Source organism: Streptomyces sp. BBFR51 (genome assembly GCF_044591655.1).
Taxonomy (GTDB): Bacteria; Actinomycetota; Actinomycetes; order Streptomycetales; family Streptomycetaceae; genus Streptomyces.
Genome location: NZ_CP172448.1, coordinates 6,008,175 through 6,020,096, shown reverse-complemented (window position 1 = coordinate 6,020,096; position 11,922 = coordinate 6,008,175). Strand labels below are relative to the sequence as shown.

Here is an 11,922-nt window from a genome sequence, read left to right as displayed (position 1 = left end):
TGACTGAGCTGGCTGGAGTCTGACGCTCCAGGCTAACGCGGCAAGAGGCCCCTGGCCGCTGAACGGTCGGCGGCCCGGTGTCGTACTACTCTGCGACGGACGCCGCGACCGGGATCTCCATCAGCGTCGTGCGCCGGGGGTTGGCGGTCTGGGTGGGGAGCTCGACGGCGTGCTCCGGCTGTTCCGGCGTCTGCAGGTCGTCGGCGCCCTCGAGGTGCGCCAGCGTCGTGCGTCGCGGGTTGGCGATCTTGTGGAACATCATCGTCGTCTTCACGGTTGTACGAGGCCCTGTCATGTCCGGGCGCCCGAGGGGCTGCTGATACCCCTGCGAGGGCGCAGGTTGTCGGTTTTGCCTTCTCTGTAAAGCGTCAGGCTAAACATGCGATTCCCCGCCAACCCTGGGGGAGCCCACGATCCGGGTGTGAGTTTGCTCACTTATCAAGGGTCAAACCGGTCAATTGCGACGCCGCGACCACCCCGACTTAACCGACATTGCACACCTGAAGGCATCATTCCGCTGCTGATCATGTCGACTGGGACACCCTCTCCGCCTCGGCAACTCGCGGGCATACGTCCGGTTTGCGGGTGATCATCTTCTACGTCTGGTGACTCGGCCCTCACGTGCTGTCACGTATCTCACGGCCTGCCCCATGGGCCTTGTTGGAGATCCTGCACTGTGCTGGAATTCCACGGACCGCCGCGGGATCGAGCCGGCGCAAGGGGGCGCACACCAGCGCCGAGCGGCGGCGAGAAGGGGGAACCAGCGCCGGTCACTCACGACCAACACAGGGGCGTATTCAGGGCGCCCCTATGACGCCGACACCGTGCCCAGCCGTTCACGCGGAGGGGCGCCTGGTCCAGAGGTTGCGACGCTAGTGCAGGGACGTTTCAAGAGGGATGGCAGCGCTTCGGCGGAGCCGGAGCCGCACGGCGGGACTGGCCCCAAGGCCGTCAGCTCCTCGCCCCAGCACGCCCAGAACCCGGGCCAGGCCCAGTCCGGCGACGGCCAGGAGCGCGCAGGCCAGGCGACGGGCCCGTCCGCATCCGGCGAGCAGCCGCCCAAGAAGCCGGCCAAGGGCTCGACCGGCCCCGGCCCGCGAATAGCGCTGCGCAACTGGCGGATCTCCACCCGTCTGGTGTCGCTGCTCGCGCTTCCGGTGGTCGCGGCGACCTCGCTGGGCGCGATGCGCATCAGCCAGTCGATGGACGACATCCAGCAGCTCGACAACATGAAGCTGCTGACCGAGATGACCAAGCAGGCCACGGAGCTGGCCGCCGCGCTCCAGGAGGAGCGCGACCAGTCCGCCGGTCCCCTGGCCCACGGCTCGAAGTCCAGCGCCATCGCCGTCAAGGGCGACCGCGAGCAGACCGACCGGGCCCTGAAGAACTTCCTCGACAAGTCCGAGCAGATCGACGCGGCGAGCAAGGACGGCAAGCTCGTCGGCGTCCGGGACAGCCTCGTCGGCATCGCGAGCGACCTGAACGATCTGACCAAGATCCGCAGCACGGCGTACACGGCGAACGACAACTCGACCCAGACGGTCGAGTCCTACCACCGCCTGATCACCCACCTGCTCGACCTCTCGCAGGACATGGCGGAGGCGACCAGCAACCCGGACATGATCCAGCGCACGCGCGCCCTGTCGGCGTTCTCCTCGGCCAAGGAGTACGCGTCCATCCAGCGCGCCGTCCTCGCCGCGGCGCTGCCGGCGAACAACACCAGCAAGGGCGATCTCGCCGAGAACGACCGGCTGTACGCCCAGTCCGCGCTGCAGAGCCAGACGTCCGAGATCCGCAGCTTCACCAGCATCTACGGTGAGGGCGCGGAGGACCTGCTCAAGCCGATCTCCGAGGGCAACCCGGTGATCGAGGCGTCCGACCAGTACGCCGGCCGTGCCCTCGGCAAGACCAACGGCCTGGCGAGCCTGAGGTCCCGGTCCTACCAGGACTGGCTGGACGACAGCTCCACCAAGATCCAGCAGATGAAGAACATCGAGCTGAAGCTGCTCGAGGACATGGAGCAGCAGGCCCGCGAGCTGCGCAACGAGTCCGAGCAAGAGGCCATCATCTCGGGTGTCCTGATCCTGCTCGTGCTCGGCGTCTCCCTGGTCGGCGCGTTCGTCGTGGCCCGGTCCATGATCCGGTCGCTGCGCCGCCTGGAGGACACCGCGACCAAGGTCGCCCAGGACCGTCTGCCCGAGCTGGTCAAGCAGCTCTCCGAGACCGACCCGCAGGACGTCGACACCTCGGTGGAGTCGGTCGGTGTGCACTCCCGGGACGAGATCGGCCGAGTGGCCGCGGCCTTCGACGACGTGCACCGCGAGGCGGTCCGCCTCGCCGCCGAGCAGGCCCTGCTGCGGGGCAACGTCAACGCGATGTTCACCAACCTCTCGCGCCGCTCCCAGGGCCTCATCCAGCGTCAGCTCTCGCTCATCTCCGAACTGGAGTCCCGCGAGGCCGACCCGGACCAGCTGTCCTCGCTGTTCAAGCTCGACCACCTCGCGACGCGTATGCGCCGTAACGGTGAGAACCTCCTCGTCCTCGCCGGTGAGGAGCCCGGCCGCCGCTGGACCCGCCCGGTCCCGCTGGTCGACGTGCTCCGCGCCGCGGCCTCCGAGGTGGAGCAGTACGAGCGCATCGAGCTGGCCTCGGTGCCGACCACCGAGGTCGCCGGCCGTGTGGTCAACGACCTCGTGCACCTGCTCGCCGAGCTGCTGGAGAACGCGACCTCGTTCTCCTCGCCGCAGACCAAGGTCAAGGTCACCGGTCACGCGCTGCCCGACGGCCGCGTGCTGATCGAGATCCACGACACCGGTATCGGCCTCTCGCCGGAGGACCTGGCCGCGATCAACGAGCGGCTCGCCTCGCCGCCCACCGTGGACGTCTCCGTCTCCCGCCGCATGGGTCTGTTCGTGGTCGGCCGCCTCTCGCAGCGCCACGGCATCCGCATCCAGCTGCGGCCCTCCGACTCCGGTGGTACGACCGCGCTGGTCATGCTGCCCGTCGACGTCGCCCAGGGCGGCCGCAAGCCGCAGCCCAAGCAGGGTCAGCCCTCGGGCAACGGTGGTCCGGCCGCCGCGCAGGCCGCCGCCGGTGTCGCCGCGGCCCGCCGTGGTGGCCAGGGCGGCGGTGCCCTCGCGGGCAGCGGCGCCTTCGGCGGTGGCGGTGGCGGTGGCGGTGCCCTCGGCGCCGGTGCGCCGGGCGGCCGGCTCGGTGCCGGTCCGGGACCGCGGGCCGCACTGCCCGGGCGCGACGCGGGCGGTCGCCCGGGTGCGCCGGGTGGCGCGCGCGGACCCCAGTCCCCGGCGGGCCCGGGGCAGCAGAACCGCCCGGCCCCGGCCGGCGCGGGAGCCGGTGCCGGTCAGGCGCCCGGTGCTCCGCAGGGCCTCCAGGCCGCGGGCATGAACGCGCCGCAGGGCAACGCCTCGCAGGGCCAGGACATGTTCGGCGGCGGACGCGGTCCCTCCGCGCCCCCGCAGCGCGGCAAGCGCCGGGGCAACGGCGACGCCGACCAGGGCCGTCGTCCGCAGCTGCCGCCGCGTGGCGGTCCGCGGGCCGAGCTGCCCGGCGGCAACCCGCAGCCGCGGGTGCCCAGCTGGAGCGACGAGAACGCGCAGCCGCCGGTGCCGCGCGCCTCGCTGGACGCCCCGCGCGGTCACGACGAGCCGGACAGCTCCCGCACGGACCGCACGCCGCGCCACGACGAGAGGCAGGGCCCGGGTTCGACCGCGGAGATGCCGGCGGTGCCGCGGTTCGGCGAGCCCCAGTCCCCCGCCGCCACCGCCGAGTTCGCCCGCCCCGACTTCGACGCCCCGGCGCCGCGCCGGGACGAGCCGCAGAGCACGGGCCAGTTCGCCCAGCCCGGCCAGAACCAGTACGACGACCAGTACGGCCAGGACCAGTACGGACAAGACCAGTACGGGCAGGGTCAGTACGGGCAGGACCAGTACGGCCAGGATCAGTACGGCCAGGACCGGCAGGGTCAGGACCAGTACGGGCAGGGCCGCCCGGACGCGCCGCAGAACGACCAGTTCGCGCGGCCCGAGCCGACCGCCCCGCAGCAGGGCGGCGGAGCCTTCGTCCGCTCGGACGTTTTCGGCGGCCAGCCCTCGCAGGCGGCTCCGAACGGCCCCGCCCGGGCCGACCGGTTCGCCGGCGCCCAGGGCTACGACAACGGCTCCACCGGACAGCACAACCTGCCGGGCCGTCAGAACCCGGCCGCCACCGGCCAGTTCGAGCGCCCGCAGGGGGGCGGCACGCTCGGCGGGAACGACTTCGGCGCCCCGCGTCCGCCTGCGGCCCCGCAGCGTCCGGCCCCCCAGGAGCCCGCGGGCCAGAACACCAACGGCACTCCCCCGCAGCGGCCCTCGGACGGATGGGCCCTGCCCCCGGCCTCCGGTCCCGGTGACGGGCGGACGCCGCTGTACGACACGCTGGAGACCAACTGGTTCCACGGCGACCGCGAGGCGAGGGCGCAGCAGGCCGCCCCGGCCGCGGCCCCGGAGCCGCAGGCCGCCCAGCCCCAGACCCCGGCGGCCCCCCAGCGGCCCGCCACCTCCGCCTGGCGCAGCTCGCCGAACGACGACCTCGTCCGGCAGGCGGAGCGCGTCCGGCAACCGGCCGCGGGCGGGGTCACCACCTCCGGCCTCCCACGCCGGGTACCCCGGGCCAACCTCGTCCCGGGGACGGCTCAGCAACAGTCGCACCAGAGCGGTCCGGCGGTTTCGCGTGCGCCCGACGACGTGCGCGGCCGGCTGACCAATCTCCGTCGGGGAATCGCACAGGGCCGTCAGGCCGGTACCGGTACCAACCAGACCGGCAGCTATCCGCGGCCCACTCACCAGCAGGAGCGTTAGTTGAGCCCGATGAGCCAGGCGGCACAGAACCTGAACTGGTTGATCACGAATTTCGTGGACAACACCCCAGGGGTGTCCCACACCGTCGTCGTGTCCGCCGACGGACTCCTTCTGGCGATGTCGGAAGGCTTCCCGCGCGACCGCGCCGACCAGCTCGCGGCCGTGGCCTCGGGGCTGACCTCGCTGACCGCCGGGGCGTCCCGGATCTTCGAGGGCGGCAACGTGGCACAGACGGTCGTGGAGATGGAGCGAGGTTTTCTTTTCCTCATGTCCGTCTCGGACGGCTCGTCCCTCGCCGTCCTCGCGCACCCGGAGTGCGACATCGGCCTCGTCGGCTACGAGATGGCGCTCCTGGTCGACCGCGCGGGTGCGGTCCTCACACCCGACCTGCGCGCTGAACTACAAGGCAGTCTGCTCCACTGATCGGCCCCGGCACCACCCGTGTTACCAAATCACCGTCCGGCCGCCACAATCCCCCCACCGGCCTCGTCAGACGGCTTGACTGACCGACTTGCTGTCCCGCCCGGAGGATTCATGACCCCGCCCACCGCCTCTCATGATCCGTACGCGGAGCCGTACGAGGACGAGGGCGACCAGCCGCTGGTACGTCCCTACGCGATGACCGGTGGCCGGACCAGGCCGCGCTATCAGCTCGCCATCGAGGCGCTGATCAGTACGACGGCCGACCCGGCAGCGCTCATGGGGCTGCTCCCCGAGCACCAGCGCATCTGCCATCTGTGCCGCGAGGTGAAATCGGTGGCCGAGGTGTCGGCCCTGCTGGCGATGCCGCTCGGTGTGGCGCGGATCCTGGTCGCGGACCTCGCGGAGGCAGGGCTCGTCGCCATTCACCAGCCTGGCGGAGACGAGAACAACGGCGGTGCGCCTGACGTGACACTGCTCGAAAGGGTGCTCAGTGGACTTCGAAAGCTCTGACGGAGGCCGGGCGACCACCTCCGCGAAGATCGTGGTGGCCGGCGGCTTCGGCGTCGGCAAGACCACGTTCGTGGGCGCCGTATCCGAGATCAACCCGCTGCGTACCGAGGCCGTGATGACCTCGGCCAGCGCCGGGATCGACGACCTCACACACGCCGGGGACAAGACGACCACGACGGTCGCCATGGACTTCGGCCGCATCACACTCGACCAGGACCTGATCCTGTACCTGTTCGGTACGCCGGGCCAGGACCGGTTCTGGTTCATGTGGGACGACCTGGTGCGCGGCGCCATCGGCGCGGTCGTGCTCTGCGACACGCGCCGGCTGGCCGACTGCTTCCCGGCCGTCGACTACTTCGAGAACAGCGGTCTGCCGTTCGTCGTCGCGCTCAACGGCTTCGACGGACAGCAGCCGTACAACCCGGACGAGGTGCGCGAGGCGCTGCAGATCGGCCCGGACACCCCGATCATCACGACCGACGCCCGGCATCGCGCCGACGCCAAGTCGGCACTGATCACGCTGGTCGAGCACGCGCTGATGGCCCGCCTGCGGTAGGTCCACGGACGGTCGCAGCCAAGTCGGCAAGGGTCTACGTCACTTGTCGTAGACCGGACGGAGCCGACTGTGTCCTTTGACACGGTCGGCTCCGCTGTTCATAACGTTTCGGCAGAGGAATCGGGTGGTGCCGACACGCGTCGCGGTCAACTGGTCTCGCTGCGCGCACGAACGCCCCGTCTTTTGACGGGCCTCGCTCTTTATGACCGTTTTACGTGGGGCTTACATCACGTGTAACCCCCGCGTTCCACTGTTTGGAAGAGCGCTGGTCGCCGTGCTGGAATGCCAGAACTGCCCAATGGTCAAAGACGTACTCAGCAGTAGCGCGTACTTGATGACGGACTGGGTTCTGAGACACAGCGGCACGACACAGGTGCCGACCGCCGAGAGGTTGTTGGTCGAGTGAGGCGAAGCAAGAACAGTCCCGAGCCATCGGCCCGGGGCAACTTCACCCCGCCGCCGCGTACAGCGGCGCCCGCCCCCGCGCCCACTGCGGAACCCAAGGCCGAGCCCGCGCCGAGCGGTGGCCGGTTCTCGCCGCGCAACTGGCGGGTGACGACCCGGCTGAACGCGATCCTGCTCATACCCGTGCTGGTCGGCCTCGTCATGGGCGGCTTCCAGGTGAAGAGCTCGATCGACACGTGGCAGGACGCCGAGGACGCCGAGAGCACCGCGCGCCTGGTGCGGGCCTCGCTCGGCTACGCCAACGCCCTCTACAACGAGCGCGACATCACCGCGGCCCCGCTGCTGCAGGGCAAGGGCGACAAGGACACGACCGTCACCCAGGCCCGGCAGGCCACCGACGAGGCGGCCGACGCCTTCGACGAGGCGGCCCAGGGCATGCCCGGCAAGGCCGGACTGGAGCGCCGGCTGAAGGTGTTCCGCGAGCAGGAGCCCAAGCTCCAGACGCTGCGGGCGGCCGCGTACACCTCCAAGCTCAAGGGTGTGGAGACCGAGGAGGGCTACACCGGTGTCGCCCACCCCCTGATGGAGTTCGCCAACGAGCTCGGTCTGGGCACCGGCAACATCACCTCCTACGGCCGTACCGTCTACGCGATCTCGCTGACCAAGGCGGCGCTCTCCCTGGAGCGCTCCATCGGCATGCACATGCTGGTCAAGCCGGGTCCCGAGCCCAGCCACCTCGCCAGCCAGCGCGTCGCCCTCTCCTCGTACGCCTACCTGGAGCGCATCGCCGTCGAGGAGTACATCGGCGGTGGCACCGAGGCGGACGCGCAGAAGCTCGAGGACGCGGAGGCGAAGCTCAAGGAGGACGGCGCGGCCATGGCCAAGGAGGCCAAGGCCAAGGACCCGGACTACGTGCCGCCGCCGGCCAATCCGACCACGATGATCTCGGAGCTGGCCGGACTCGACTCCACGGACACCAGTGCGCGTGCCGAGCTGGCCCAGCAGGGCATCACGCCGGAGAACTGGTGGGCGGTCAACACCCTCAAGTTCGACGCGTACCAGAAGATCGAGTCGGACCTGGCCGACAAGGCGGTGTCCGAGGCGTCCACGATCGCCGACGACGCCGAGCGCGACGCCTACATCACGGGTGCCGCGGTCGTGATCGCGCTGCTCGCCGCGTTCATCCTGGCCGGCATGGTGGCCCGCCAGATGAGCCGCTCCATGCGCCAGCTGCGCAACGCCGCCTTCGGCATCGCCGAGCAGCGCCTGCCGATGCTGGTCGACCAGCTCTCCCGCACCGACCCCGGCCGGGTCGACACCCGGGTCCAGCCGATCCCGATCACCTCGACCGACGAGATCGGCGAAGTCGCCCGCGCCTTCGACCAGGTGCACCGCGAGGCCGTCCGGCTCGCCGCCGAGCAGGCCCTGCTGCGGGGCAACATCAACGCGATCTTCACCAACCTGTCGCGCCGCAACCAGTCGCTGATCGAGGGCCAGCTGAGCCTGATCACCGAGCTGGAGAACAACGAGGCCGACCCCGACCAGCTGGAGAACCTCTTCCGGCTGGACCACCTGGCCACCCGTATGCGCCGCAACGGCGAGAACCTGCTGGTCCTCGCCGGCGAGGAGCCCGGCCGCCGCTGGGACCAGCCGGTCCCGCTGGTCGACGTGCTGCGCGCCGCCTCCTCCGAGGTGGAGCAGTACGAGCGCATCGAGCTGTCCGGCGTGCCGGAGGCCGAGATCCACGGCCGCGCCGTGACCGACCTCGTGCACCTGCTCGCCGAGCTGCTGGAGAACGCCACCACGTTCTCGTCCCCGCAGACGAAGGTCCGCGTCACCGCGACCCGGCTGCCCGACGGCCGCGTGATGGTCGAGATCCACGACAAGGGCATCGGCCTGACGGCCGAGGACTTCGCGGACATCAACCACAAGCTGGCCAACCCGCCGACGGTGGACGCCGCGATCTCGCAGCGCATGGGCCTGTTCGTGGTCGGCCGGCTGTCCGACCGGCACGGCATCCGCGTCCAGCTGCGCCCCTCGGGCGAGCAGGCGGGCACCACCTCGCTGGTCATGCTCCCGGACGCCATCACCCACGGTGGCGGCGGCGAGCAGCAGCCGCGCGACGAGTTCACCGTCTCGCAGATCATCCCGGAGCAGAACTTCCAGGGCGAGAACTTCGGCCAGGTCGGTCAGCCCATGCGTACCGCCGCCGAGCTGGGCTTCGACGACAGCCGGTATGCCGAGATCCCCGACGACATACGGGAGCTCGACCCGGTCGGCCGCTCGCTGATGCGCGAGGAGCGCCGCGCGGCCCTGGAGGCCCAGTCGCACCCCGAGCTGCCGGGTCCGGCGGACCACGGCGGCGCCGAGAGCGGCGGTACGCCCGGGTTCCAGGACCAGTTCACCGGTCAGCAGCCGGGCTACGACCCCGGCGCGGACGGCTACCAGGAGCAGCCCAACGGCGGGTACGACCAGCAGTCGGCGTACGCCGATCAGCAGCAGGCCTACCAGGAACCGCAGCAGCCGTCGTACGACGAGCAGTACTACGCGCCGAACGGCGGCCTGCCGGGGAACGAGGGCTACTCGCCCAACGGCGGCTACCCGGACCCCGCCTACGCGCAGCCGGGGCAGAACGGACAGCAGCCGGCGGGCCCCGGCTCCCCGGAGAACTACTCGGCCTTCGAACAGCGGCGCCACCAGGACGACTGGCCCCAGCAGGACGGATACCAGAACGGTTATCCGGACCAGTACCCCTCGGGTGCTCCTGGAGCGCAATCCGCGCAGGCCGCTGACGTGAACGAGGCGGACCGCGTAGGCTTCGACCGTCCGGGGCCGGCCCCCTCCGCCGCCCACGAGCTCACCGACGCCGGTCTTCCCCGCCGCGGATCCACCGCGAGCGGCCCGGGCGATGCGGGGCACGTGGGCCAGGAGACGCCGGCCGCCGCACCGGGGGCGAGCGGCGAAGACACCTGGCGGTCGGCCAACGACGACCGCTGGCAGCAGGCCTCGGCGCTGCGCAAGCCCAAGGCGGGCGGGGTGACCTCCTCGGGTCTGCCGCGACGGGTCCCCAAGGCCAACCTGGTCGAGGGCGCCGCCGAAACCACTCCACAGGGAGGCCCCCAGGTCTCCCGCGCTCCGGAGGACGTCCGGGGCAGGCTGAGCAACCTGCGGCGCGGCGTCGAGCGAGGCCGCAACGCAGGCAGTGAAACGAACGGCCAGGACACAGGGAATGAACACCGTGGTCCTGACAGCACCTACAACCAGGAGCGTTAGTGTGAGCCCGATGAGCCAGGCGGCGCAGAACCTGAACTGGTTGATCACCAACTTCGTGGACAACACCCCGGGGGTGTCCCACACGGTGGTGGTCTCCGCCGACGGACTCCTTCTGGCGATGTCCGAAGGGTTCCCTCGCGACCGAGCCGATCAGCTCGCGGCCGTCGCCTCCGGTCTGACCTCGCTGACCGCCGGTGCCTCACGCATCTTCGAGGGCGGCAGCGTGAACCAGACGGTTGTGGAGATGGAGCGCGGATTCCTCTTCCTCATGTCCATCTCTGACGGCTCCTCCCTCGCGGTTCTTGCACACCCCGAGGCGGACATCGGTCTCATTGGGTACGAGATGGCTCTTCTGGTGGACCGTGCGGGCACGGTTCTGACCCCCGATCTGCGGGCCGAGCTCCAAGGGAGCCTTCTCAACTAAAGGACAGACGGTGCGTTTTGGCGTCCCGTGGCCGTAAAGTTTCGGGACGCGGCTCCACAGCGATGGGTGCCAGGCACAGTCGGAGGAGGAAAAAGTGGCAACACCCCCAGGCGGTCCGTCATCGGGCAACTGGTCGTACGGCCCCGGTCAGGGCCAGAACGACGGCTCGGCGAACGGGTACGGCTACCCCTCCGTGCCGAGTCACCGGCAGCCGTACGCGCCGCAGGGCCCCGGCCCTTCGCCGTACGACCAGCCGCACGCTCCGCGCATCCAGCCCGTGCAGCCGCAGCGCCGCACCCCTGAGCCGGCGCCCGCAGGGGCGTCGAACAACCCCCTGGTGCGCCCGTACGCCATGACGGGCGGCCGCACCAGGCCCCGGTACCAGCTCGCCATCGAGGCGCTGGTGCACACCACCGCGCAGCCGCATCAGATGCAGGGCCAGCTGCCCGAGCATCAGCGGATCTGCAACCTCTGCCGGGAGATCAAGTCGGTGGCCGAGGTCTCGGCCCTCCTGACGATCCCTCTCGGCGTGGCCAGGATCCTCGTCGCCGACTTGGCGGAGGCGGGACTGGTCGCCATCCATCAGCCCGGCGGCGACGAGAGCGCCGGCGGCCAGCCAGACGTGACACTGCTCGAAAGGGTGCTCAGTGGACTTCGCAAGCTCTAGCGGAGGGCCTTCCCGCTCCACCACTTCCGCGAAGATCGTGGTGGCGGGCGGCTTCGGCGTGGGCAAGACCACGTTCGTCGGCGCCGTCTCTGAGATCAATCCGCTGCGCACAGAGGCCGTGATGACATCCGCGTCGGCGGGCATCGACGACCTCACCCACACGGGGGACAAGACGACCACGACGGTCGCCATGGACTTCGGCCGCATCACACTCGACCAGGACCTGATCCTGTACCTGTTCGGTACGCCGGGCCAGGACCGGTTCTGGTTCATGTGGGACGACCTGGTGCGCGGCGCCATCGGCGCGATCGTTCTGGTCGACACGAGGCGGCTCGCCGACTGCTTCCCCGCCGTCGACTACTTCGAGAACTCGGGCCTGCCGTTCGTCATCGCCCTCAACGGCTTCGACGGACAGCAGCCGTACAACCCGGACGAGGTCCGGGAGGCGCTGCAGATCGGGCCCGATACGCCGATCATCACGACGGACGCGCGGCATCGGGCCGACGCCAAGTCGGCGCTCATCACTCTCGTGGAGCACGCGCTGATGGCCCGCCTGCGGTAGGACTCCGCCGAGCCTGCGGGCAAGTCGTGCCTCCCCCAGTGCCTTAAAGGCCTGGGAGGTGCCCCCAGGCGGCACGGGTGGGCGCAGGCGGCACCCCGCTACGCCGGGCTGCGACACGCCCCCTGCGACCACTGTGCTGCCGGGGGCGGTCGTGGCTGGTCGCGCCCACGCGGCGCAGCCGCATATCGACACAGCCCCGCGCCCCTGGCGGCGTTGCCCCGGCCCGGCGTCGAGCAGGAGCCCCCA

At 70.6% G+C, this 11,922-nt stretch carries 9 protein-coding genes; 8 read left to right on the top strand and 1 reads right to left on the bottom strand.

Features of this window, described 5'->3' with window-relative positions:
- Nucleotides 1-85 precede the first annotated feature (85 nt).
- Nucleotides 86-274 (bottom strand): hypothetical protein, encoded by a 189-nt coding sequence (locus tag ACGH7X_RS27610; protein ID WP_399889440.1) that lies wholly within the window; start codon nt 272-274, stop codon nt 86-88.
- Nucleotides 275-875: 601 nt separating this feature from the next.
- Between ACGH7X_RS27610 and ACGH7X_RS27605 the strand changes: the two genes are divergently transcribed.
- From ACGH7X_RS27605 to ACGH7X_RS27570, 8 genes are all read left to right on the top strand, one after another.
- A complete protein-coding gene (locus tag ACGH7X_RS27605) occupies nt 876-4,856 on the top strand; it encodes a nitrate- and nitrite sensing domain-containing protein (RefSeq protein WP_399889437.1) in 3,981 nt (1,326 codons plus the stop codon).
- A 9-nt stretch (nt 4,857-4,865) separates the two neighbouring features.
- A complete protein-coding gene (locus ACGH7X_RS27600; protein ID WP_003973453.1) occupies nt 4,866-5,279 on the top strand; it encodes a roadblock/LC7 domain-containing protein in 414 nt (137 codons plus the stop codon).
- 111 nt (nt 5,280-5,390) lie between these two features.
- On the top strand, nt 5,391-5,789 hold the full coding sequence (locus tag ACGH7X_RS27595; RefSeq protein WP_003973454.1) for a DUF742 domain-containing protein: 399 nt from the start codon (nt 5,391-5,393) through the stop codon (nt 5,787-5,789).
- Nucleotides 5,770-6,345, top strand: coding sequence for an ATP/GTP-binding protein (locus tag ACGH7X_RS27590; protein WP_030188517.1), 576 nt, complete (start codon nt 5,770-5,772; stop codon nt 6,343-6,345). Before ACGH7X_RS27595 ends, ACGH7X_RS27590 begins: the two co-directional genes overlap by 20 nt.
- 402 nt (nt 6,346-6,747) lie before the next feature.
- Nucleotides 6,748-10,023 (top strand): nitrate- and nitrite sensing domain-containing protein, encoded by a 3,276-nt coding sequence (locus tag ACGH7X_RS27585; protein ID WP_399889434.1) that lies wholly within the window; start codon nt 6,748-6,750, stop codon nt 10,021-10,023.
- Nucleotides 10,024-10,033: 10 nt separating this feature from the next.
- The gene (locus ACGH7X_RS27580; protein WP_030948713.1) at nt 10,034-10,447 is read left to right on the top strand and encodes a roadblock/LC7 domain-containing protein; all 414 of its coding nucleotides are present in this window, start codon (nt 10,034-10,036) and stop codon (nt 10,445-10,447) included.
- 94 nt (nt 10,448-10,541) lie between these two features.
- Complete coding sequence (locus ACGH7X_RS27575; RefSeq protein WP_121749353.1) at nt 10,542-11,114, top strand: DUF742 domain-containing protein; 573 nt, start codon at nt 10,542-10,544, stop codon at nt 11,112-11,114.
- Nucleotides 11,095-11,676 carry an ATP/GTP-binding protein gene (locus ACGH7X_RS27570; RefSeq protein WP_009314218.1) on the top strand — a complete coding sequence of 194 codons (582 nt, stop codon included), beginning with the start codon at nt 11,095-11,097 and terminating at the stop codon, nt 11,674-11,676. Before ACGH7X_RS27575 ends, ACGH7X_RS27570 begins: the two co-directional genes overlap by 20 nt.
- Nucleotides 11,677-11,922: the final 246 nt, after the last annotated feature.

What these genes read in the sequence shown, in the direction of transcription:
- ACGH7X_RS27600 (WP_003973453.1), top strand. Translation starts at nt 4,866, where the DNA reads ATGAGCCAGGCGGCACAGAACCTGAACTGGTTGATCACGAATTTCGTG.
- ACGH7X_RS27595 (WP_003973454.1), top strand. Translation starts at nt 5,391, where the DNA reads ATGACCCCGCCCACCGCCTCTCATGATCCGTACGCGGAGCCGTACGAG.
- ACGH7X_RS27580 (WP_030948713.1), top strand. Translation starts at nt 10,034, where the DNA reads ATGAGCCAGGCGGCGCAGAACCTGAACTGGTTGATCACCAACTTCGTG.